Genomic DNA, 22,801 nt, shown 5'->3' on the forward strand with positions numbered 1-22,801 from the left:
TGTTTTAGTTCCGGCGCCATTTTCTCTCAATCGACTTGAATCGTTTAGCGACGTGTCCGAGGCGGCCGAACAGGCCCGCGCTGCGATTGCCGATCGATTCGTTTGCTAACGGCCGTGCAGCACACACCCCATGGATAGTTGCGCGCGCATCCATCAAGACGCCGTGCTCGTACCACGAGTTGCGTGTAAGAGAATGTAATTGAAAGTTCTTGTTCATCGCCCAGACGCAATCGACCGGCACATTTCCAATTCTGTTTCACGTGATTCCCCCACAAACACGAACAATGAGGTAAACGATGAAAACGGCAAGGAGATGGTCGGCGGGTCTGGTGGCGCTCAGCGCAATCGCACTCGCAGTGGGTAGCGCACTCGCACCCGCGCAGGCGAGCGAGACGAGCGGCATCAAACGCGTCCTGCTCATCAGCTTCGACGGTTTGCACGAACAGGATGTCGCGCGCTGCATCGGCGGCAATACCTGCCCGAATCTCGCACTGCTCGCCAAGTCGGGCGTCACGTATACGAACGCCTATACGCCCGGACTTTCCGATTCGTTTCCGGGTCTCGCCGCGCTCGTGACGGGCGGCTCGCCCAAAACCGCCGGCCTCTTCTATGACGTTTCGTACGACCGCACGCTTTACGCACCCAGCGACACGGGCTGCGTGGGCAAGCAGGGCTGGAACGTCGTGTTCGACGAGACCACGGGCATCGACGCGCAGAACGGCGGCGCGCTCGTGCACCTCGACGGCGGCGGCGCATTCAATCCGCAAGCCATTCCGCGCGCGCTCAAGGGCGGCAAATGCGTGCCCGTCTATCCGCACGACTATGTGAAGACGAACACGATCTTCGAAGTCGTGAAGCAGAACCTGCCTGGCTCGCACACCGCCTGGGCCGACAAGCACGCATGGGGCTACGACTGGCTGAACGGCCCGTCGGGTCGCGGCGTGGACGACCTCGCGCGCACCGAGATCAATTCGATCGATCCGGCCACGCAGACGGACTACTCCGACGTGTACACGCACACCGAGAAGTTCGACGACTATCACGTGCAGGCGCTCGTCAACCAGATCGGCGGCAAGGACTCCACGGGCACGCGCGACGAACCCGTGCCCACGCTCTTCGGCACCAACTTCCAGACGCTGAGCGTGGCCCAGAAGGCCACGGTGGCCAAGGGCGGTGGCTATCTCGACGCCGACTTCACGCCGGGTCCGCAAGTGGCTGGCGCCATCACGTACCTCGACAATTCGCTCGGCCGTATCGTCGCGGCGCTCAAGCAGCAGAACCTTTACGCGTCGACGCTCATCATCGTCACGGCCAAGCACGGCCAGTCGCCCAGCGATCACACGAAGCTCGTGAAGAACGGCGACACGCTCAGCAAGCTGCTCGAAACGAACAACTATCTCGACGCCAACGGCAACTTCGGCCAGAACAACACGACGAGCGGCAACCTGAACGACGGTACGGGTCTGGTCGGCACGGGCTTCGTGCAGACCGACGACGTGGGCCTCATCTGGCTGCGCGATCAATCGCAGCGCGACGCCGTGGTCGCCACGCTCAAGCACAATCTCTCGTGCAACGCGCCCGGCATCTGCGCGGACGGCCCGCAAGCGTATATTCTCAGCGGCACTGAACTCGCCGCGCGCTTTGGCGATCCGGCGCTCGGCCGCACGCCCGATATCATCGTGCAGCCGAACCCGGGCGTGATCTACACGTCGAGCACGAAGAAGGACGAGGAGCACGGCGGCAATGCCCCGGACGATAGCCACCTCGGCCTCGTCGTTTCGTATGCGGGGCTGCATGGCGGCGGCCGTGTGATCGATGCCCGTGTGCAGACGAAGCAGGTTGCGCCCACCATCCTGCGCGCGCTCGATCTCGATCCGCACCTGCTGCACGCCGTTGCCACCGAAGACACGCACTCGCTGCCCGGCCTCGGCCTGAAGTCGGCTCAGTAAAGACCGGCAACACGGGTAGCACGTGTAGCACGCGTAGCAAACGCAGCACCCCAGGCCGGCGCTCGATGCGAAGCGCCGGCCTGGCCCCGCCAGGTCGAGCCAGATTGCGCCAACGAGTGGCGTTACAATTTCGGCAGACACCACAGGCCTGCGGGTACGCACAGTGACCGAGCTTCAACCCGGCTTCGAGCCGGGCTTCATTCTGACGCGACATTGGCGCGACACGCCTCACCATACCGAAGTCGAATTCTGGCTGGCGACGCCCGATGGCCCACGGCAACTGCGCCTGCGTCCCCAAACGTCGGTTGCTTTCGTGCCGGCCGCGCAGCGCGAGGCGGCGCTCGGCACGCTTGAAAGCCACAAGGGCGGCAACAACGGCGCCGAACTGCGGCCCCTCGATCTCAAGGACTTCCGGCAGCGGCCCGTGCTCGGCCTCTATGCGCCGCAATACCGCCAGCTCTCCGGCACGGCGAAGCGCCTCGCGAAAGCGGGCGTCGACGTCTACGAAGCCGATATCCAGCCGCCCGAGCGCTATATGATGGAGCGCTTCATCACGGCGCCCGTGCTGTTTCGCGGCAGGCCCGATGCTTCGGGTGTGCTGCTCGATGCCGAACTGAAGCCCGCCACCGACTATCGCCCGGCGCTCAGGCTCGTCTCGCTCGACATCGAAACGAGTGCGCAGGGCGAGCTCTATTCGATTGCGCTCGAAGGATGCGGCCAGCGCCACGTCTTCATGCTCGGGCCCGCGAATAGCACCGGCAACGAAAGCAGCGACGCAAGCGAACTCGATTTCGACTTCGAGTACTGCGAGAGTCGCGCGCAAATGCTTGTGCGCCTGAACGAATGGATGGCGCAGCACGATCCCGACGCCATCATCGGCTGGAATCTCGTGCAGTTCGATTTGCGCGTGCTGCACGGGCATTCGCAGCAATATGGCGTGCCGCTGCGCCTCGGACGCGGCGGCGCCGTGATGGAATGGCGCGAGCACAGCGTCAACCAGAACCACTTCTTCGCGGGCGCGGCGGGCCGGCTCATCATCGACGGCATCGAGGCGCTGCGCTCGGCCACCTGGACCTTTGCGTCGTTCAGCCTCGAATCCGTTGCCCAAACGCTGCTGGGCGAGGGCAAGTCCATCGACAATCCGTATCAGCGCATGGACGAAATCCAGCGCCGCTTCGACGAAGACAAGCCCGCGCTCGCGCGCTATAACCTCAAGGACTGCGAACTCGTCACGCGCATCTTCGAGAAAACCGAGCTGATTGCGTTCCTGCTCGAACGCGCCTCGGTCACGGGGCTGCCCGCCGATCGCAGCGGCGGCTCGGTCGCGGCGTTCACGCATCTCTATCTGCCGCGCATGCACCGGCTAGGCTACGTGGCGCCGAATCTCGGCGACGTGGTGGGCGAGAACAGTCCGGGCGGCTTCGTCATGGATTCGCGCCCGGGCCTCTACGATTCGGTGCTCGTGCTCGACTACAAGAGCCTCTACCCTTCGATCATCCGCACGTTTCTGATCGATCCCGTGGGGCTGATCGAAGGCGTGCGCCAACCACGCGATGAGCGCCAGGAAGAAGAATCCGTGCCCGGCTTTCTGGGCGCGCGTTTCTCGCGCACGATGCACTGCCTGCCGGAAATCGTGCGCCAGGTGTGGGAAAACCGCGAGAACGCCAAGCGCCAAAAGAACGCGCCGCTTTCGCAGGCGCTGAAGATCATCATGAACGCGTTCTACGGCGTGCTTGGCTCGACGGGCTGCCGGTTCTTCGATCCGCGTCTCGCGTCGTCGATCACCATGCGCGGCCACGAGATCATGCGCAAGACGCGCGAGCTGATCGAGTCGCAAGGCTACGACGTCATCTACGGCGACACCGATTCCACTTTCGTATGGCTCAAGCATGCGCATTCGGAAGAAGACGCCACGCGCACCGGCCGCGCGCTGGTCGAGCACGTCAACCAGTGGTGGAAGGCCGAATTGCGCGAACGCTTCGGCCTCGCGAGCGCGCTCGAACTGCAATTCGAGCGCCATTATTCGCGCTTTCTCATGCCCACGGTGCGCGGCGCGGAAGAAGGCAGCAAGAAGCGCTACGCGGGTCTCGCACGCACGAAGGACGGCGGCGAGGAAGTCGTATTCAAGGGGCTCGAAACCGTGCGCACCGACTGGACACCGCTCGCCCAGCAATTTCAGCGCGAGCTATACAGGCGCGTCTTCAAGCGCGAACCCTACGCCGACTACGTGCGCGATTATGTGCAGCGCACCTTGCGCGGCGAGTTCGACGAGCAGCTCGTTTTCAGAAAGCGGCTGCGCCGCCCGCTCGGCGATTACCAGCGCAATGTGCCGCCGCATGTGCGTGCCGCGCGTGTCGCCGACGAATTCAATCGCGCAAAGGGCCGCCCGTTGCAGTATCAAAACGGCGGCTGGATCAGCTACGTGATGACGACGGCAGGCCCCGAGCCGCTGGAAACGCTCTGCTCGCCGCTCGATTACGGGTTCTATTTAAGCCGCCAGTTGCAACCCGTGGCGGACGCGATTTTGCCGTTCCTGCGCGACGAATTCGAAACGCTGATCTCGGGGCAGGCGAGTCTGTTCTAGCCGAGAAAAAGCCGCTCGGCCGCCAGCGTCATGCTCAACAAGCGCCCAGTGGCTTCAAAGGCGCGCAGGGTCTGCAAAGGAGGAAGCCGGTCGAACATAAGGTAGGGAGGCATGCGTGAGTTTTACTCACGCATAATATGACGACAAATAGTTTGTCAGGCGTAATGGCGGCCTTCACTATCTACAGCATCGCTCAAGGCTGGCAAGCGCCACTTCGCCACTTCGTATCGCTCATCATGGATCTTCTCGTATTCAAGCTCGTCGTCACGCCGTTGTTGTTGTTGGCCGCAAGTCTTGCCGTGCGCCGCTGGGGCGAGGCGATCGGCGGATTCATTGTCGGGCTGCCGCTCACTTCGGGGCCGATCTCGGTGTTTCTTTCGCTCGAGCACGGGCCAGCGTTTGCAGCGCAGGCTACGGCGGGCTCGCTCGTCGCGACGGTGGCGCAAGTGGCCTTTTGCCTGGTCTACTGGAGGCTGGCGAGCCTTGGCTGGCGCATGGCGCTCACGCTCGCGTGCGCAACGTTTGCCATCGTGGCCGCCGTCCTGCAATGGAGCGGGCTCGCGCAAACGGGCCTCTTTCTCCTCGCCATGCTGGCCATCGCGTTCGCGCTCAACGTCATCCCCAACCAATCGACCAGAAGCGAACGGCTCGATCCGCCGTGGTGGGACTTGCCCTCGCGCATGGCGCTCATCGCGGGGCTCGTGCTCGGCGTGACGCTGATCGCGCCTTACGTCGGCCCCGAGGCGAGCGGCGTGCTCGCCTCGGTCCCGTTCATGGTGATCATTCTTGCTGTGTTCGCGCACCGCTCGGCCGGCCATGCCGCCCCGCAGCAGTTGATGCGCGGTCTGGTGGCGGGACTGCTGGGCTTCGCGGCGTTTTTCTACGTGCTGAGCCTGACGCTGACGCGCACGAACCTCGTGGCCGCTTACGGCAGCGCGATCTTTTGCGCGCTCGCCATCCAGGCGGTGTCGTTGTACAGGATGCGCATGCCAGCCGCCCTGCCGGCGGAGTGAGCACGAGGCAAGGGAAGCCCCCAGCGATTTCGTACTCATTCCCGCTCATTCGCGTCCCATTGTCAGACGAATCGGCGCAAAATAGCTCGCAACCGGAGGCGCGAGCGTTTCCTCCCTGCGGCAGCGAATTCACGACCTCCGCGCCCCAACCCGAGACCGTGAGCAATCCACGCGCGGCCGACTCCCATAGCCAGATAGCGAACAGCGCTCGTCGCAACGAGGCCCCATGTACGGCTTGCTGATAGGACCGGCAACGCGCAGGCAGGCGATCTTCGCCGGCCTCTGCGCGCTCGCCATCCTGCTGACACTCGCGCTCGCCGCGCCGCGCGCACGCGACGCCTTGCCCGCCATCGGGCCATTCATGCCGATGTGCGCGCTGACCGTGTTCACCACCTCGTGCATTGCGGCGTTCCTGCTCGGCGCGCGCTTCGCGGCCACGCGCCTGCCCATGCTCGCCGCGCTCGGGGGCGCCTACGCGTTCACCGCCATTACCGTCGCGTTGCAGTTACTGATGTTTCCTGGCGTGTTCACGCGCACCGGGCTGCTGGGCGCGGGCCCACACAGCGCGGCGTGGATGTGGGTCGTCTGGCACGCAGGCTTCCCCGCGCTCGTGATCGTGGCCGAACTGGTCCGCAGCGGTGCGTCGGCCGACCCGCCCCTGCGCCCGGGCCTGGACGCGCGCGCCTGGCTCCTGATCGCCGGCCCCGCCGTGCTCGCCGCGGCGCTGGGCGTATTCGTCGTGCATTTCAATCTGGTCGCGCCGTGGCATGCGTCCACGGCAACATCCACGGCAGCGGCGGCAACCGCGCAAACACCGCCAGCAGGCATGGTCGCCAACGCCACTGGGCTCGTCATTTGCGCGCTCGACATCGTGGCGATCGCCGTCGTCCTGCTCAAGGGGCGGCTCCAACTCGTACTCGACTGGTGGATCGCGGTGGCGCTGCTCGCCTCGCTCGTCGACGCCGCGCTCAATACGCTGAGCATCGAGCGCTTCACGCTAGGCTGGTACGTGGCCCGCCTCTTCAGCATGTTCGCGCCTGGCGTGCTGGTATGCGTGCTGGTCTGGGAGGTCACGGCGCTCTACCGGCAGTTGTCGGAAGAGCATGCCTCGCTGATCCAGACATCGACGCACGATGCGCTCACGCGTGTGTACAACCGCAGCTATTTCGACGAGCAGTTCCGGCGGGCGTTCGAGCGCGCGGCGCTCGGTGCGCAGCCCCTTTCGCTCGTGATGATCGACGTCGATCATTTCAAGCACTACAACGACGCCTACGGCCACCTGCACGGCGATGCGTGCCTCTGCGCCGTGGCCGAAGCGCTCGGGCTCACGCTGCGGCCCGGCGACTTCGTCGCGCGCTATGGCGGCGAAGAGTTCGCGCTGGTGCTGCCCGGCGCCGACGCCAACGAAGCCTGCGCCGTCGCCGAACGCGCACGCGCGGCGGTCGCGCGGCTCGCCATTCCCACGCCCGCGGCGGCCGGCCGGGTCACCGTGAGCGCCGGCTGCGCCACGAGCGCCCCGGGCGCCTCGGGCGACCCGGCCACGAGCGCCGCGCCCCATGCGCTGATCGCCGCCGCCGACGCAGCGCTCTATGCAGCCAAGCGCGCCGGCCGCAACCGTGTCGCGCGCGCCGGAGAAAGCCTGGTGTAAGGTCAGGCCTGCGCGCAATTAAATCGGATTCCAAATCATTCGTTCACGCCGAATCCGCGCTTCGGCGCGACATGCGCGACATGCGTGACATACGCGTTGCGCGCACTACCGCGAGTCACTCCGCAATCGGGCCGGAGTCCGCCGGCAGATGCGCCAGCGGATCCACCGCCTGGCTGCCTTCGCGCATCTCGAACTGAAGCAGCGCCCCGCCCTCGCCTTGCGCACCCATTTCGGCGATGGCCGCTCCCCGCTGGACCGCCTCGCCATCCTTAACGAGAAGCCGGCGATTGTTGCCATAAGCCGTCACAAAGCCATCGTCGTGCTTGAGGATAACCATGAGGCCATAGGTCTTGATGCCGTCGCCCGCATAAACGACGCGCCCCGCGGCGGCGGCCTTGATCGGTGCGCCGGCGCGCCCGGCGATCTCGATGCCGCGCGAGCCGTCTTCGCCGAACTCGCGGATGATCATGCCGTGGACCGGCCAGACGAATTGCGCCGACGCGGTCGCCTCCATGGCGCCCGCCATATCGGCAGCATGGCCGATAACTGGCTGCGCCGCATTTACCTGCGGTGGCTGAGCATCCGGCGCCGCCACGCGCAGCATCTGCCCCACGCGCAACGGGGCGTCGGGCAAAACATCGTTCCAGCGCGCGACATCCTGCGCCTTGCGCCCGAACCCCAGCGCGACGCCATCGAGCGTATCGCCCGGCCTTACGCAGTAGTACCCTGCGCTCACCGGCCGACACTGCGCCGCCAAGGCCGGCCTGCCTTGGCCCGTGTCGAGTGCGCAACCCGAGAGCACGCCGCCGGCACCGATCAGAACGCTCCAAACGAACAGGGCGCCCCAAGCCGCGCCATGCCGCCGCAATCTCAAGCTCGATCTCATTAATTCGTCGTCCTGCATTTAATGGTGAGCCGAGCATTATGAAAGGCGTGCGCAGCACCTCATCTCAGTTTTACGGGCACACAATCATGCTGACGGAAAACGGGCAATGCACGCTCCTCAAAAAACGCCGAGCGCGAGCCCCGCAGCCAGCCCCGCGCCCAGTTCCGCGCAACGTTCGAGATCGTCGGCGCCGATGGTCTTGGGGGCGAAAATGCGCTCGGGCGTCTGCGCATGCGTGCAGACGATCACGCCCGGCGCCACTGCTTTCAGCCGCCAGCCCGTGGCGATGCGATCGATCTGGCGCAGCGCGTTCTGCCCGTCGCTGCCCGCGCAGATCATGACCGCGTAGGGGCGGCCGTTCACGCGGTCGAGCGCCGCGTAGTAGCTGCGGTCGAAGAAGTCCTTCATGATCCCGGACATGGCCGCGAGATTCTCCGGCGTCGCGAACAGATAGCCGTCGGCGGCAAGCACGTCTTCGGGTTGCGTGGCGTGCGCGCGCTGCAGCTTCACCTCGACGCCAGCTTGCTCGCGCGCGGCGGCGGCCGCTGCCTCGGCCATTTGCCGCGTTCCACCCGTCATCGTGTGATAGACGATTAGCAGCGTCTTCATGCGTATTCGCTCTTCGCTTCGCCGGCACGCCGGAATGGCGCGCCCCATCGTTTCGATGATACCGCCCGCACGCCGCAACGGCGCCCCGCGCATCTCACGGCGCGCGCGAACCGCAGTATCATGCGCGCATGTCTACCTCGCGCATGTCTACCTGCATGTCTACCTATATCGCGCTGTTGCGCGCAGTGAATGTCGGCGGCACCGGCAAGCTCCCCATGACCGAACTGCGCGCGATGTGCGAGGCGCTGGACTTTGCTGGCGTGCGCACGTATATCGCGAGTGGCAACGTCGTCTTCCAGAGCCGGCTCGCGGCGGCGAGCGTGAAGAAGCAGCTCGAACGCAGCCTTGAGGACTACGCGGGCAAACCGGTTGGCGTGCTGCTGCGCACCGCCGACGAGATGGCCGCCGTACTCGCGGCGAATCCCTTCGCGAGCGCGCCGCCCGAGCGCACGCTCGCGCTCTTTCTGGACGCCGCGCCGAGCCCCGATACGCTGGCGACGGTAAGCGGCCAGGGCACGGAAGCGATCGCGCTCGGCAAGCGCGAAATCTATGTGTATTACAAGGACGGCATCGCGCGCTCGAAGCTCAAGATTGCGGCGGCGAAAGACGGCACGGCGCGCAACATGAACACGGTGGCCACGCTCGCGGAATGGGCCAAACAGGGGACCGCGCAAGAGGCCAAATAAGCGGCCACACCAAGGACCGCACCAGGGACCACACACGGGACCGCGCAGCACAACTGTCACGCAGCGGTCCTATGATGGGTGGCCCCGCTCGCAGCAAACGATTCGAGGAGATGCACGAGATGGCGCTTCCCTACGGCTATGCAAAAGGCAAGATCGTGACGACGCCGCAACTCAAGCCCACCCAGCGACACAACGAAGTGCAGTATCACCTGCACTTCGGCCTCTCGGTCGCGGATGCGCAATGGGACATCGCGGTAAACGTCGGCACCACTGACGCCGACGATTTGCTGAAGTACAAGCTGCCATTCGACTTTCGCCACCCCGTGCTCGCGACGCTCCAGAGCGCCGCGCCCGGCTCGAACGATCTCACCGGGCAGGACGCGCTGCCTGCGCTCGACTTCGAGCGCAGCGATTTCCTCGCCAACACCGGCAACTGGCGCGACAGCGACGTGATGGACGGCTCGGACGCCGTCGAGCCCGTAGCCACGCTCCAGCGCCTGCTGGTGCGCGCGCAGCAATCGAACTTCGACGTCTACGTGTTTGGCCGCTTCTATAGTGAAGGCAACGGCATCCACGACGTGCACATGAACCAGGGGTCGAAGGGCGAGTTCATTCATCGTCCCGGCGACGACAGCAACGACCACAACGACATCTGGCAGGACGGCGCCGTGCTGGTGGATCTGGGCGCGCCGCAATGGGCGCTCTATGTGGCCGCGTTCGATCAGCAATATCTGCCGACCGACGATCTGGGCAATCCCACGAAAGATTCCACGCCGATTTCGTAACGGCGGTCAGCCGACTGAAGTTCAGCCGACTGAAGTTCGGCCGATTGGAGTTCAGCCGATTAAAGCCAGCGTCTGTTTGAACGCCTGCACGAAGTGCTGCGAGGTACACGCCGGGCGTGCCGGGAAAAAGCCGAGTTCGACGCCCTTGCTCTCGCCCGGCGCAAGTGCTTCGCGGCACGATGCGTGCACTTCCGTAGCGCCAGTCGCCTCGACGATGCGCGCGACGTTGTCTGCGGCCACGCCGCTACCCGGCATGATGACGATGCGCCCGGCTGCGCGTCGCGCGAGGTCGGCGAGCACGGCGAGGCCATCCGTCGCGCGCGCGGCGCCGCCCGAGGTGAGAATGCGCTCGAAGTTCAGCGCGACGGCTTCTTCGAGCGCGTGCGCCGGGTCCGGCACGAGATCGAATACGCGATGCAGCGTGGTGCCGAGTCCGCGCGCATGCTCGCATAACGTGCGCAGCAACGCCACATCGAGACTGCCGCCAGGCAGGGCCGCGCCGAGCACCACGCCCGCAAGGCCCGCTGCGCGCACCGCGTCGATTTCGGCAAGCATTGCCGCCGTATCGGCAGGCGACCATTCGAACGAACGCGCATGCGGCCGGATCATCGCGTAGACCGGAATGGGCGCGCGCGCCGCCGCCGCGATCAGCCCCGGCGTGGACGTGAGGCCGCCGAGATCGAGTGCGGAGCATAGTTCGATGCGATCCGCACCACCGGCGATGGCGGCTTCGAGTCCGTCCATGCTGTCGACGCACACTTCGAGCAGGATTGACATACGCGCCCCTTCTTGTTGCTCACCCGCACCGCTCACGGGCATGGGTCACGAAACCGCTCATGAAAACACTCACGAAGCCGCAACGGGTGCGCATTGCGCCACCACGGCGCGGATGCACGCGATCGCATGATCGACGTCTTCCGCTGTCGTATAGCGGCCGATGCTGAAGCGCAGCGTGCGGCTGGCTGCCTCGGCGTCGAGCCCCAGCGCGCTCAGCACGTGCGAAGGCGCGCCCGAGGCCGAGTTGCACGCCGAGGTGGACGACACCGCGAGATCCGCCGACAGCATGAACGGAAAGAAGCCCGGAAGGCCGATGGTGAGGCTCAGCGTGTGCGCGATCCGGCGCGCCGCGCGCGCATTCTGCGTCACGCCTTCGAGGCCGCGCACGCCATCGAGCAGACGCTCGGCCAGGCGCGCGATGCGCTGCGTGTCCGTGTCCATCTCCGCCGCCGCCAGCGCGCAGGCCGTGCCCATGCCCACGATCTGGTGCGTGGCCAAGGTGCCCGAGCGCAGCCCGCGTTCGTGACCGCCGCCATGCATCTGCGGCGCGATGCGCGCGGCAACCTCGCGGCGCACGTAGAGCGCACCGATGCCCTTTGGCCCATAGACCTTGTGCGCCGACATCGACAGCAGATCGATACCCATCGCCTTCACGTCGATGGGCGTCTTGCCGAGCGCTTGCGCGGCGTCCACGTGCAGCAGCGCGCCCGCGGCGTGCACGAGCGGCGCAATCGCGGCGATGTCCGTGAGCGTGCCGATCTCATTGTTCACGAGCATCAGCGAGACGAGGCCGGTGTCGCTGCGCAGGGCCGCTTTTACGGCGTCCACGCCAATGCTGCCGTCAGCGGACGGACGCACATAGGTGACCGTCATGCCGCGCGCTTCGAGGCTCGCCATGGTGTCGAGAATCGCCTTGTGCTCGAGGCAGCTCGTGACCAGATGGCGCGCGCCCGTGGCGGCGTCGGCGTAGCCCTTCAACGCGAGATTGTTCGATTCGGTGGCGCCCGAGGTCCAGACGATTTCGTCGGGCGCGGCCCCGATCAGCCCGGCCACTTGCGCGCGCGCCGCTTCCACGAGGCCGCGCGCCTTCGTGCCCGCCGCGTGCGAGCTGGAGGCGGGATTGCCGAATGCGCCCTCGATGCCGAGGCATTCGCACATCGCGGCAATCACGCGCGGGTCGGCCGGCGTCGTGGCCGCGTAATCGAAGTAATGCAGTTTGTCGCCCATTGTCCGTTGTTCTGTCGCTGATTGAGTTAGCCAGTAATGCTACGCGGCAGAACGTAGAAAGTGCTTCCATAATTCCGGCGTCTACGCGCCGGTCGCAGAATTATTTTCTCTGCGCACCCGTCCGCTGACGCGAACGCGGGCAACGCCCAAGGGATGGCCGCTCTCGGGCTTTGCGGGCGATCGCGATTCGCGCGTAATTCCCGCCAGATCCGCGTTTTCCCGCATTACTCCAGCTTGCGATTTATTTTCAATTTCTTTCGAGTTTTGATGCCTTACCGTCATGCCAGCTAAGTAGCGTTCGCAATGCGAACCTCTTCATAGTCCCTAAGGAACAAGGGGTAGGCCCATGACGATAAAAACCAAAGTCTCGATTTGTCTGCCCACGTACAAGCGCCCGGATCTATTGATCGGCTGCATCGAATCGTGTTTCGCCCAGACGCACACGAACATCGAAATCGTAATCGGCGACGATTCGCCGGACGACAGCACCGAGCGAATGATTGCCGAGCGGTATGGCAACGACAAGCGCATCGCGTACCGGCGCAATACACCGGCGCTCGGTCAGTCACGCAACGTCGCGAGCCTGTTTGCGCGCGCAACCGGCGACAAGATCCTGCTGATCCACGACGACGACTACCTCGCCGAGCACTGCATCGAGCGCCTGCTCGCGCAATGGCAACGCCATCCCGAGATTCAGGCGGCGTTCGGCAATCAATATGAAGTCGATCACGACGGGAGCATCGATTACGCGTCGAGCCGGCACATGAATCACGCGTATCACCGCACGCCCGCGGCGGCCGGCCTGCAGGCGTTGCCCGGCCGCACCGGCATCGTGCAGATGTTCCCGAATAACGGCTGGCTCGCCGACGCCGCGCTCGTCAAGCAGATCAGTTACGACGAGCAGCATGCCGTGTGCTGCGATTACGTCTTCGGCGTGCGCCTGTGCCTGGCTGCGCGCGGCGTATGCTACATCGACGAGCATGTCTCGTACTACCGGAAAACCGATGTCTCGGTTTCCCAATCGACGCGCAATACGACCAGCGCTTCGTCGCTGGCCGCCTGGAGCTTCCTTCAGGGGCTGACGCTGCCGCCCGCGCTCGAACCCGCGCGCAAGCTCGCCATGCGCAGATTCGTGCCGATCGTGGTTTCGCTCTATGCGCGCAACAACAAGGCGCGCGCCGGATTGAACCTCGCGCTCGCGAATCTGCACGCGTACCGATATGGATTAAGTGCGCGGCTCTACTATCACCTGCTGATGATCTGCAAGAGCGCACGACGCTCGAAAATTCAGCCGGCGGTCATGTCGTTCGAGACTGGCGAGGCTGGCGTGGATGTGACGCCGGTTGCTCAGGTCGCTCAGGTTGCTCAGGTCGCGCCGATGGTCGACGTCACGCGCACGCGCGTGCCCTGAGAACGACTCAACGACTGACCTTGCCGCCCTCGTGCGGCAACTGGCGCTGGGGCGCGCTCCGCGCGTCGAGCGCCAAGTCGTGACGCTGCGGCAGCGTGGCAGCGGCGGAAGTCACCGCCCAATCGCGCGCTCCCGCGAAATATCGCAAGCCCAGCCTTGGCGGCCACAATGCCGCCAGCCGTCGCAGCGAAGTCACGAAGCCCCACGCAGATTCGCGAGTCCGAACACTCGACGATCTGCAAAAGAAGCGAGCCCAAGGTGAAATTGGTTGCGCCAGCATCGAAATCGATCAGCATCGCGGCCGGTGAGCACATGCGGGTGACGAACGAGCGCTGCCATCACGCTGATGTGCGCACTGCCCCACGATGCCTGCGCCCGGCGCGCAATGAGCCATCCGCGATCGTCGCTGCCATATCGCCAGCGCGGAATCTTCGAAGAACTAGAACAGCGCGACGAACGCCAGCGCAGGTGCGGGCGCTGTCGCGCCGCTTCGATCAGATAGGTCCATTGCCAGCCCGCGAAGCCGCCCAAGAGCAAGAAATCCGACTTAGCCCGTCAACCACACCGAAAAGCCGGATGGTCGCCATGAAGTAGCGGCACCAGATGCGCGGTATTTCGCCAGGAACCAGGGCGTGAGAAAAAACCGCGATTAGCCTGAATTATCGAGTCACACCATTAAGCGTCACCGGTTGACTAAATTCGCCAAACTCTGTCAAATATCAAATTAATTATCAAAATCTCATTGCCCCCTCACCAAATATTGAAATAAGCTCGGGTAAATATAGGGCTCACAATTTTACGCTAGCGCACCGACCGATGGGCGCCGCAATTAATTTCCCCACTATTTAACCAAGGGACATTATCAATATGCCAATTCCTGCTCACATGTGGCTTAACGACGACGGCGGGGCAAGCGTCAAGGGTTCATCAACAGTAATGGGCCGCGAAGGAAGCATCGAAGTTATCAGCTTCAGTCATGGCGTTAACCTGCCTGTAGATAGCGTTGCCGGAAAAATAACCGGCACGCGCATGCATTCACCGATATCCATAGAAAAAGAATTCGATGCATCGAGCCCCTATCTTTACAAGGCTGCCTCAAAAGGACAAACATTAAAATCGGCCGAGATAAAGTGGTATCGCATAAACCACGCTGGAAAAGAAGAGGTATATTTCATCATGCTGTTAGAAGGCGTAAAAATCGCCGGCATCAACCCCGGCATGATCAATACAAAACTAGCGCAAGCATCAGCACTCAACCACATCGAATCTGTATCCATGATGTATGACCGCATTACATGGCATTATACGGACGGAAACATCAAATATACCGACGCGTGGACCGAGCGTTGACTAACGGGAGAAGCGCCAGATGGCCTTGCAAGGTAAATTTATTGTCAATAACGCACCTTTTTCTCCGTTGACTATTTTTGGTATCGGCACGTTTAGTGCATTTTCCGGCAACGGCATATACCGTAACAGAGGAGGGTGTACCGCCATTCCTGACAATGGCCCGATCCCGGCCGGTCGATATTGGATAGTGGACCGGCCTATAGGCGGCATCGGGTCTCAGGCTCGGACCTGGACAAAAGATACGTGGAATACCATTACTGGCCTCCCTTCAGATCATGCGGAGTGGTTCGCACTCTATCGGGACGATGGGAGAATCGACGATTCTACCTGGGTCAAGGGTGTGGAACGCGGGCACTTCAGATTGCATCCGGTTGGAGGTCGCGGTATTTCGCTGGGCTGCATCACCCTGCCGAGCCATACCGATTTTGCAAAAATCAGGCAGGCACTCTTGCATACGACGACTATCCTGCCTCGTAATTCAGAACTTCGCGCATACGGAATCATTGAGGTGATAACAGATGGCGACACTTGCCCGTAGGTTCATTAAGGTGGTGTTGTTTGTCGGATTGTTTGTACTTTCTGTTCGCTATGTTCACACGTACCCCCTTCCGATGCCAGAAAGTCAGTTATCCGTATGGTTATCTGTCTCTAATCGAATGGGTATCCGTGACCCAGATGACCTCTATATTCCGGTAATGATCCTGATTGAGGTGATCGTCACGATTTTTCTGTACGCAGCGATCGTTAAACTCTGGCGGCACTTCTGGACGAAACGGCGAGGCACTATAGTCCCTGGCCGGGAGGAATGACACAGAATCTTGGGCACGGGAAGCTGGCTTGGGAGCCGCCATAGCCAATAGCCAGCCCGGCATTCCAGCAACGAATGCGCCCGCTCGGGATAGCCAGACTTGACACCGCGCAAGCGCCTTGCTGCGCCCCTCGCAATTTGCACACACCCATTCTTCAATCCCGCTAGTATTGCGATTCGCTGGTTTCGCGCGGTCATTACCGCCCATTAACTTGAAGCAAAACCTTGAATCAGGAGCACAGGAAATGTCTTTCCGCATGACGTTGTTGACGGCCGCCGTTCTGGCCGCAAGCGTGGCCAGCGCCGGCGCGCAAGCCCAGGTCGCCGGCGCGCAAGCCCAGGTCGCCGGCGCGCAGACGCTCTCCGTGACAGTCGAGCAATCGCAGGCGCTGCTCGAAGGCTGGAGCGTGAAGAAGAGCGTGCTCGGCAAGGCTGTCTATAACGACGACAACGCCAAGGTGGGCACGGTGCGCGACCTCATCATCGCGCCGGACGGCACCGTGTCGGCGGCCATCGTCGAAGCGGGCGGCTTCCTCGGCGTGGCCGCGCACGACGTGGCCGTGCCTATCGCCTCGCTCGACACGCGCAACGGCAATCTGTATCTGCCGGGCGCGACCAAGGAAGCGCTCAAGGCCACGCCGGCATTCCAGTACGCGAAGATCGCATCGCCGCCCAAGCCCAAGCGCACCGACATCAAGCACTAAGCATTGCGCGAGGCCGGTTTCGTTGAGAACTGGCCTCGCAACACCGACGCGCCCTGCCGTCCCCCCAAGTCCCCCCAAGTCCCCCAAAGTCCCCCAAGTCGTCCTTCGCGCAGTCCTCCGCGTCGCCCTTGATGCCACGCGTCAGCCCGCCGCCGCTATCCCCGCCTCGCGCAGTTCGATCCCCGTCCATACCCCGCTCGCGCAAAGCTCCTCGATCAACTCGCAAAGCGTGCGCCTCACAGCAAGCGAAGCAGAACTCACCGGCAGTGCATTCGGCCAGCAGATGCTCGCCGGACGCCTGATCACCGGGTCGACGATGCGCCGCATCTTCGGCCGCTCGGCCGGCGCGCGCAGCGCCAGCGCCGAAGCGGGCAGAATCGTGCACGCCGCGCCCGACTGCGCGACCGAGAGCAGCATGGGCAGCGAGTCCACATCCGCGACGATATTCAACGGCACCTGCTCGCGCGCGAAGGTTCTTTCGAGCAGCAGGCGCAAACCGTTGGCCACGCCAGGCGCCACCAGCGGCACATCGGCGAGCGCCGCGAGCGGGCATGTGCGCGTGCGCCCGGGCAACCCTGGTTCGCCAAGCACGTATAGCTCTTCGTCGAGCACCGGCAACGCGGAGATACCCGGCGTGGCCGTGTCGCGAAACAGGATTGCCAGATCGAGACGGCCGTTGGCGAGCAACTCGTTCAGATAGCCGCTCATGCTCTCGAAGAATTGCAGGCGGATACCCGGGTAGCGCTCGCGCACACGCTCGAACACCGGCATCGCCAGCACCGAGGCCATGGTCGTGGGAAAGCCGATGGCGACCGTGCCCGATTCCGCGCCCACGCCCTCGCGCACTTCCTGGCGCAATTGCTCCATCTGATGCAGCACGAGGCGCGCGTGACGGTACAGCGCCTGGCCCGCGGCCGTTGGCTTCACGCCCTGCGGGCTGCGCACGAGCAGCGGCACGCCCAGATCGTCCTCCAGCTTCGCGATCTGCTGGCTGAGCGACGGCTGCGCCACGTAGAGCTTTTCCGCGGCCTTGCCGAGACTGCCGTAATCGACGATGTTCACGAAATAACGAAGCTGCCGAACATCCACGGGCCTGGCCCTCCCTGTCCTGTCAACGCGAGGGTCATAGGATACCCTTATGACCGGTACATTCAATCGGTATTTCCGCGTCCCGGAGCATTCGCATACAGTCGTCTCATTCCTTCCTCATATAAGCAACGCGTTGGCCAAACCAGCGCTGGAGACGGCAATGAACATGCCCCTGCCTGAGCCGCTCATACGGCCGGCCCAGACGGTCACCGACCTCATATCCCCCGCCCCCGCCGCCGCGCTGGCCGCCACGCTCGATAGCGAACCCACGCCCGGTCCGGGCGACGCGCTGCCCCCGATCTGGCACTGGCTCTATTTCTGGTCCGCCGCGCCGCAAGCGGAACTGGGCGCCGACGGGCATCCGCAAAAGGGCGGCTTCCTTCCCGACCTGGGGCTGCCGAGGCGCATGGCAGCGGGCGGGCGCATCACGTTCAATGCGCCGCTCGCGGTCGGCGCGAATGCCCAGCGCGTCTCGCGCGTGCTCTCCGTCGAGCACAAGGAAGGCCGCAGCGGGCGTCTCGCGTTCGTCACCGTCGAGCACGCAATCCAGTCCGGCGGCATCACCGTGATCCGCGAAGAACAGGACATCGTCTATCGCGAGGCCGCGCAGCCGGGCCAGCCGCAGCCCAAGCCCACGCCTGCGCCCGCCGATGACCATGCTCACTGGCAACGCGAGATCGCGCCCACCGAAGCGCTGCTGTTCCGCTATTCGGCGCTCACCTTCAACGGCCATCGCATTCATTACGACCGCGACTACGCGCGCAACGCAGAAGGCTATCCGGACCTCGTCGTGCACGGGCCGCTGATCGCCACGCTGCTGCTCGACACGGTTGCGCGTTTCGCGCCCGATGCCGTCGTGCGCGAGTACAGCTTCAAGGCGGTGCGCCCGACCTTTCTCGGCCACGCCTTCACCGTATGCGGACGCCGCGCCGCCGACGGTCAAACCATCGAACTCTGGGCGAAAGATCACGAAGGCTGGCTCACCATGTCGGCCCGCGCCGTGCTCGCCTGAATGCACCACCAGACCGTCTCGACGAATCCACCCGGAACATACGCAGGGAACCCTCCAATGAACGACGTTACCGATCAATACCAGGACATCCGCGAAGCCGTGCGCGATCTGTGCAGCCAGTTTCCGGCCGAGTATTTCCGCAAGATCGACGAAGAACGCGGCTACCCCGAAGCCTTCGTCGACGCACTCACGAAAGCGGGCTGGCTCGCCGCGCTGATTCCGCAGGAATACGGCGGCTCGGGCCTCGGCCTGACCGAAGCCTCGGTCATCATGGAAGAGATCAACCGCAGCGGCGGCAACTCGGGCGCGTGCCACGGCCAGATGTACAACATGGGCACGCTGCTGCGCCACGGCTCGGCCGAGCAGAAGCACAAGTATCTGCCCAAGATCGCGAGCGGCGAGCTGCGCCTGCAATCGATGGGCGTGACCGAGCCCACGACCGGCACCGACACCACCAAGATCAAGACCACGGCCGTTCGCAAGGGCGACCGTTACGTGATCAACGGCCAGAAGGTGTGGATCTCGCGCGTGCAGCACTCCGACCTCATGATCCTGCTCGCGCGCACCACGCCGCTCTCGGACGTGAAGAAGAAAAGCGAAGGCATGTCGATCTTCATGGTCGATCTGCATGAAGCGATCGGCAAAGGCCTGAGCGTGCAGCCGATCCTGAACATGGTCAACCACGAGACCAACGAGCTTTTCTTCGACAACCTCGAAATTCCGGCGGAAAACCTGATCGGCGAGGAAGGCAAGGGCTTCAAGTACATCCTCGATGGGTTGAACGCCGAGCGCACGCTGATTGCCGCGGAATGCATCGGCGATGGCTACTGGTTCGTCGACAAGGTCTCGCAATATGTTAAGGACCGCCATGTATTTGGCCGCCCGATCGGCCAGAACCAGGGCGTGCAGTTCCCCATCGCACGCGCGTTCATCAACGTGGAAGCCGCGAACCTGATGCGTTTCGAGGCGGCACGCCGCTTCGACGCGCACGAGCCGTGCGGCGCGCAGGCGAACATGGCCAAGCTGCTTGCGGCGGACGCCTCGTGGGAAGCCGCGAACGCCTGCCTGCAATTCCACGGCGGCTTCGGCTTCGCCTGCGAATACGACGTGGAGCGCAAGTTCCGCGAGACACGCCTCTACCAGGTCGCGCCGATCTCGACGAACCTGATTCTCTCGTATGTCGCCGAGCACATTCTCGGCCTTCCGCGTTCGTTCTAATCGCTTGTGATTGCACCAGGGAGACTCTCATGCGCCCACTTGAAGGCATCAAGGTCGTCACGTTCGAGCACGCGATCGCGGCGCCATTCTGCACGCGCCAGCTCGCGGATCTGGGCGCGCGCGTCATCAAGATCGAGCGCCCCGGCGTGGGCGACTTCGCGCGCGGCTACGACGAACGCGTGCACGGTCTCGCTTCGCATTTCGTCTGGACGAACCGCTCGAAGGAAAGCCTCACGCTCGACGTGAAGCGCGCCGAGGCGCTGGAAATCGTGCACGCCCTGCTCGCCGACGCCGACGTGTTCGTGCAGAATCTCGCGCCCGGCGCCACGCAGCGGCTCGGGCTCGATTACGAAACACTGCGCGAGCGCTACCCGCGCCTGATCGTCTGCGACATCTCCGGCTATGGCAGCGACGGCCCGTATCGCGACAAGAAAGCCTATGACCTGCTGATCCAGAGCGAGTCCGGCTTTCTCAGCATCACCGGCTCGCCCGACGAACCGGCCAAGGGGGGCTGCTCGATCGCCGATATCTCGGCGGGCATGCACGCGTATTCGAGCATCCTCGCAGCGCTCATCGAACGCGGCAAGACGGGGCGCGGCCGCCGCATCGACGTTTCGATGCTCGAAAGCATGGTCGAGTGGATGAGCTACCCGCTCTACTACGCGATTGACGGCCAGACACCGCCGCAACGCAACGGCGCGGCGCACGCAACGATCTATCCGTATGGGCCGTTCAAGGCCGGCGATGGCAAGTCCGTCATGCTGGGCCTGCAAAACGAGCGCGAATGGAAGCGCTTTTGCGAAATCGTCATGCGCGAGCCCGCGCTGGCCGAGGACGAGCGCTTCTGCTCGAACAGCCGCCGCGTGACGCATCGCGCGGAGCTGCGCCGGCTTATCGAAGAGGCGTTTGGAACGCTCACGGCGGGCGATGTGATCGAGCGGCTCGAAGAAGCGAAGATCGCGAACGCGCATATCAACGACATGCAGGCGGTTTGGGCGCACGAGCAGCTCGCCGCACGCGAGCGCTGGACCCGCGTGGGCACGCCGGCGGGTGAGATTCCCGCGCTGCTGCCGCCTGGCGCGACGCTCGCCGATAACCCGCGCATGGACCCCGTGCCCGCGCTCGGCGAGCATACCGATGCCATCCTGCATGAACTCGGCTACGACGAAGCGCATGTTCGCCTGCTGCGGGAAAGCGGCGCGGTCTGACGCCACGCGAAAAAAAACATAACAACGTAGCGGTACACGCAGCGAAACCAGCAAAAGAAGCAGCAACAGAGGCCTGCGCGCACGTTCCCGTGCGCGCGGGTGGCATCACACAGGAGACGAAACCATGCAACACGCGGTCAACGCGGCCGGTCGGCTGGACAGGCTACCCATTTCCCGCTTCCACTGGAAGATTCTCGGCCTCATCGCCGGCGGAGCGTTCCTCGACGCCTTCGACATCTATCTCGCCAACGGCTCCGTCGCGGCCATGGTCAAGGACGGCTTCACCGACCTTCATCACGGCGCGATGTTCGTTTCCTCCACGTTCGTCGGCATGATGCTCGGCGCGTTTATCGCGGGCTGGCTCGGCGACCGGCTCGGCCGACGCTACTCGTATCAGCTCAACCTTGCCGTGTTCGGCCTTGCCTCCATCGCCGCGTGCTTCGCGCCCAACATCGAATGGCTCATCGGGCTGCGCTTCGTCATGGGTCTCGGGCTCGGCGCCGAGCTCGTTGTCGCGGCGGGCACGCTCGCGGAATTCGTGCCGCCCGCCACGCGCGGCAAGTGGGTGTCGCTGCTAGCCGTCATCACCAATAGCGGCCTGTTCGCGGCGCTCGCCGCGGGCTACTGGGTCATTCCGCATCTCGGCTGGCGCTATATGTTCGCGCTCGCCGGCGTGGGCGCGCTCGTCGTCTGGTTCCTGCGTCACCGCATGCCGGAGTCGCCGCGCTGGCTCGAATCGGTCGGCCGGCTCGACGAGGCGGAAGCGACGCTCGCCGCAATCGAGCACGAAGTGAGCGCCCAGGTGGGTCAGTTGCCGCCCGTCCAGCGCACCGTCAATCTGAACAAGGGCAAGGTGCCGCTGGGCGCGCTGTTCGCGAAGGGCATGCGCAGCCGCACGGTTGTGGCGTCGCTCACCGCCGTTGGCGTGAATGTGGGCCTGTACGGCTTCATCGCATGGCTGCCGACGTTCTTCGTCGCGCAGGGGCTTTCGGTCGTCAAGTCGCTCGGCTTCGTGTTCGTGATGTCGGTGGGCTCGCCCGTGGGCGGCCTGATCGGCTATTTCATCGCCGACCGCGTGGGCCGCGCACGCGGCATCCTGATCTCGTCGATCGTGAGCGTCGCGCTCGGATGGGTTTATGTAACGCTGCGCGACCCCGTCGCCATCATGCTCGTGGGCTTCTGCCTCGTAAGCGCGATCTACACGATCTGCACGCTGGGCCTGTTTGGCTACATTCCCGAGCTGTTTCCCACCGAGGTGCGGCTGCGCGGCACGGGCGTGGCCGGAACGGTCGGACGCGCTTCGTCGATCGTCACGCCGTGGCTCGCGTTGCTGCTGTACGAGCGATTTGGCGTGTCGGGCGTGATCGCCATGGTGAGCGTCGTTCTCGCCGTGCTGTGCGTGGCCATTCTCGTGCTGCGCGTGGAAACGAGCCGCGCCGCGCTCGAAGACATCAAACCGGAAACCGGCGACGCGCAGGCACTGGGCGATAGCGCTGCCATCGCTCGTGGTATTGAGGAACGCTGAGGGCGCCCGCTGCGCTTCGTTTGCGTTCGCGCGGAAAGCCCGTCAAGCGCCGCTTCGGTGAAACGGCTCAGGTTGCTGACGAACCCCATGTTTTTCGGAACATGGGGTTTTGTGTTTTGGGCGCGAGAAAACCGGCATTTATCGAGGATCAAAGGGGAGCGAATGTCCTCACGCTCTATGCGCCACGAACCCAGGGCAATCGCATGAAATGTAAAAACGCCTGTCACAAAAGTTGTAAACCCGCGCCATGACGCGTTTACTCTGGCTTTTGCCCGGAGAAGACCCCATGCAGGACGTGCTGAGCATCGAGGA

The 22,801-nt window shown here is 64.0% G+C and carries 18 protein-coding genes and 1 pseudogene; 14 read left to right on the forward strand and 5 right to left on the reverse strand.

Annotation, left to right across the window (positions count from 1 at the left end):
- Positions 1-296: 296 nt before the first annotated feature.
- From L5014_RS32730 to L5014_RS32745, 4 genes are all read left to right on the forward strand, one after another.
- Positions 297-1,949, forward strand: a complete 1,653-nt coding sequence (locus tag L5014_RS32730) for an alkaline phosphatase family protein (RefSeq protein WP_238467936.1) — start codon at positions 297-299, stop codon at positions 1,947-1,949.
- A gap of 163 nt (positions 1,950-2,112) precedes the next feature.
- Positions 2,113-4,533: a DNA polymerase II gene (locus L5014_RS32735; RefSeq protein WP_238467937.1), complete on the forward strand. Its 2,421-nt coding sequence runs from the start codon at positions 2,113-2,115 to the stop codon at positions 4,531-4,533.
- A gap of 164 nt (positions 4,534-4,697) precedes the next feature.
- On the forward strand, positions 4,698-5,546 hold the full coding sequence (locus L5014_RS32740) for a hypothetical protein (RefSeq protein ID WP_238467938.1): 849 nt from the start codon (positions 4,698-4,700) through the stop codon (positions 5,544-5,546).
- A 226-nt stretch (positions 5,547-5,772) separates the two neighbouring features.
- Positions 5,773-7,194, forward strand: coding sequence for a sensor domain-containing diguanylate cyclase (locus L5014_RS32745; protein WP_238467939.1), 1,422 nt, complete (start codon positions 5,773-5,775; stop codon positions 7,192-7,194).
- Between the two features lie 115 nt (positions 7,195-7,309).
- Here the strand turns inward: L5014_RS32745 and L5014_RS32750 are convergent, their stop codons facing one another.
- The gene (locus tag L5014_RS32750) at positions 7,310-8,080 is read right to left on the reverse strand and encodes a murein hydrolase activator EnvC family protein (protein ID WP_238467940.1); all 771 of its coding nucleotides are present in this window, start codon (positions 8,078-8,080) and stop codon (positions 7,310-7,312) included.
- Between the two features lie 117 nt (positions 8,081-8,197).
- Positions 8,198-8,689, reverse strand: a complete 492-nt coding sequence (locus L5014_RS32755; RefSeq protein WP_238467941.1) for a flavodoxin family protein — start codon at positions 8,687-8,689, stop codon at positions 8,198-8,200.
- Positions 8,690-8,844: 155 nt separating this feature from the next.
- Here L5014_RS32755 and L5014_RS32760 point away from each other — a divergent pair, with 155 nt between their 5' ends.
- Together L5014_RS32760 and L5014_RS32765 are read left to right on the forward strand one after the other, a co-directional pair.
- Complete coding sequence (locus tag L5014_RS32760) at positions 8,845-9,375, forward strand: DUF1697 domain-containing protein (protein WP_238467942.1); 531 nt, start codon at positions 8,845-8,847, stop codon at positions 9,373-9,375.
- A 119-nt stretch (positions 9,376-9,494) separates the two neighbouring features.
- Entirely contained in the window at positions 9,495-10,160 is a 666-nt protein-coding gene (locus L5014_RS32765; protein ID WP_238467943.1) for a DUF2278 family protein, read from the forward strand.
- A gap of 51 nt (positions 10,161-10,211) precedes the next feature.
- Here L5014_RS32765 and L5014_RS32770 read toward each other — a convergent pair whose 3' ends face one another.
- Together L5014_RS32770 and L5014_RS32775 are read right to left on the reverse strand one after the other, a co-directional pair.
- Entirely contained in the window at positions 10,212-10,937 is a 726-nt protein-coding gene (locus tag L5014_RS32770; RefSeq protein ID WP_238467944.1) for a copper homeostasis protein CutC, read from the reverse strand.
- A gap of 72 nt (positions 10,938-11,009) precedes the next feature.
- Positions 11,010-12,164, reverse strand: a pseudogene (locus L5014_RS32775) (cysteine desulfurase family protein); the annotation flags it as partial.
- 346 nt (positions 12,165-12,510) lie between these two features.
- Between L5014_RS32775 and L5014_RS32780 the strand changes: the two are divergent.
- The 4 genes from L5014_RS32780 to L5014_RS32800 all read left to right on the forward strand — a co-directional run bounded on the left by L5014_RS32780 (position 12,511) and on the right by L5014_RS32800 (position 16,437).
- A complete protein-coding gene (locus L5014_RS32780) occupies positions 12,511-13,575 on the forward strand; it encodes a glycosyltransferase family 2 protein (protein ID WP_238467945.1) in 1,065 nt (354 codons plus the stop codon).
- Between the two features lie 867 nt (positions 13,576-14,442).
- Positions 14,443-14,925, forward strand: coding sequence for an Hcp family type VI secretion system effector (locus L5014_RS32785; protein WP_238467946.1), 483 nt, complete (start codon positions 14,443-14,445; stop codon positions 14,923-14,925).
- Between the two features lie 19 nt (positions 14,926-14,944).
- Complete coding sequence (locus L5014_RS32790; RefSeq protein ID WP_238467947.1) at positions 14,945-15,463, forward strand: DUF2778 domain-containing protein; 519 nt, start codon at positions 14,945-14,947, stop codon at positions 15,461-15,463.
- 515 nt (positions 15,464-15,978) lie between these two features.
- Positions 15,979-16,437, forward strand: coding sequence for a PRC-barrel domain-containing protein (locus L5014_RS32800; RefSeq protein ID WP_238467949.1), 459 nt, complete (start codon positions 15,979-15,981; stop codon positions 16,435-16,437).
- Between the two features lie 141 nt (positions 16,438-16,578).
- Here L5014_RS32800 and L5014_RS32805 read toward each other — a convergent pair whose 3' ends face one another.
- On the reverse strand, positions 16,579-17,526 hold the full coding sequence (locus tag L5014_RS32805; RefSeq protein ID WP_238467950.1) for a LysR substrate-binding domain-containing protein: 948 nt from the start codon (positions 17,524-17,526) through the stop codon (positions 16,579-16,581).
- Between the two features lie 160 nt (positions 17,527-17,686).
- Between L5014_RS32805 and L5014_RS32810 the strand changes: the two genes are divergently transcribed.
- The 4 genes from L5014_RS32810 (at position 17,687) to L5014_RS32825 (ending at position 22,489) form a co-directional block, all read left to right on the forward strand.
- On the forward strand, positions 17,687-18,538 hold the full coding sequence (locus L5014_RS32810) for an HTD2 family dehydratase (protein ID WP_238467951.1): 852 nt from the start codon (positions 17,687-17,689) through the stop codon (positions 18,536-18,538).
- 57 nt (positions 18,539-18,595) lie between these two features.
- Positions 18,596-19,756 (forward strand): acyl-CoA dehydrogenase family protein, encoded by a 1,161-nt coding sequence (locus L5014_RS32815; protein WP_238467952.1) that lies wholly within the window; start codon positions 18,596-18,598, stop codon positions 19,754-19,756.
- Positions 19,757-19,785: 29 nt separating this feature from the next.
- Positions 19,786-20,964, forward strand: a complete 1,179-nt coding sequence (locus tag L5014_RS32820; RefSeq protein ID WP_238467953.1) for a CaiB/BaiF CoA transferase family protein — start codon at positions 19,786-19,788, stop codon at positions 20,962-20,964.
- A 124-nt stretch (positions 20,965-21,088) separates the two neighbouring features.
- Entirely contained in the window at positions 21,089-22,489 is a 1,401-nt protein-coding gene (locus L5014_RS32825) for an MFS transporter (RefSeq protein ID WP_238467954.1), read from the forward strand.
- The last annotated feature ends 312 nt before the right edge of the window (positions 22,490-22,801 follow it).

It is taken from the genome of Paraburkholderia tagetis (assembly GCF_022213065.1).
In the GTDB taxonomy this organism is placed as follows: domain Bacteria; phylum Pseudomonadota; class Gammaproteobacteria; order Burkholderiales; family Burkholderiaceae; genus Paraburkholderia; species Paraburkholderia tagetis.

Coding starts and splice junctions, on each gene's coding strand:
- L5014_RS32750 (WP_238467940.1), bottom strand. CDS start 8,080: ATGAGATCGAGCTTGAGATTGCGGCGGCATGGCGCGGCTTGGGGCGCC.
- L5014_RS32785 (WP_238467946.1), top strand. CDS start 14,443: ATGCCAATTCCTGCTCACATGTGGCTTAACGACGACGGCGGGGCAAGC.
- L5014_RS32810 (WP_238467951.1), top strand. CDS start 17,687: ATGAACATGCCCCTGCCTGAGCCGCTCATACGGCCGGCCCAGACGGTC.
- L5014_RS32780 (WP_238467945.1), top strand. CDS start 12,511: ATGACGATAAAAACCAAAGTCTCGATTTGTCTGCCCACGTACAAGCGC.
- L5014_RS32740 (WP_238467938.1), top strand. CDS start 4,698: ATGGCGGCCTTCACTATCTACAGCATCGCTCAAGGCTGGCAAGCGCCA.
- L5014_RS32820 (WP_238467953.1), top strand. CDS start 19,786: ATGCGCCCACTTGAAGGCATCAAGGTCGTCACGTTCGAGCACGCGATC.
- L5014_RS32800 (WP_238467949.1), top strand. CDS start 15,979: ATGTCTTTCCGCATGACGTTGTTGACGGCCGCCGTTCTGGCCGCAAGC.
- L5014_RS32825 (WP_238467954.1), top strand. CDS start 21,089: ATGCAACACGCGGTCAACGCGGCCGGTCGGCTGGACAGGCTACCCATT.
- L5014_RS32730 (WP_238467936.1), top strand. CDS start 297: ATGAAAACGGCAAGGAGATGGTCGGCGGGTCTGGTGGCGCTCAGCGCA.
- L5014_RS32760 (WP_238467942.1), top strand. CDS start 8,845: ATGTCTACCTATATCGCGCTGTTGCGCGCAGTGAATGTCGGCGGCACC.
- L5014_RS32815 (WP_238467952.1), top strand. CDS start 18,596: ATGAACGACGTTACCGATCAATACCAGGACATCCGCGAAGCCGTGCGC.
- L5014_RS32765 (WP_238467943.1), top strand. CDS start 9,495: ATGGCGCTTCCCTACGGCTATGCAAAAGGCAAGATCGTGACGACGCCG.
- L5014_RS32770 (WP_238467944.1), bottom strand. CDS start 10,937: ATGTCAATCCTGCTCGAAGTGTGCGTCGACAGCATGGACGGACTCGAA.
- L5014_RS32790 (WP_238467947.1), top strand. CDS start 14,945: ATGGCCTTGCAAGGTAAATTTATTGTCAATAACGCACCTTTTTCTCCG.
- L5014_RS32755 (WP_238467941.1), bottom strand. CDS start 8,689: ATGAAGACGCTGCTAATCGTCTATCACACGATGACGGGTGGAACGCGG.
- L5014_RS32745 (WP_238467939.1), top strand. CDS start 5,773: ATGTACGGCTTGCTGATAGGACCGGCAACGCGCAGGCAGGCGATCTTC.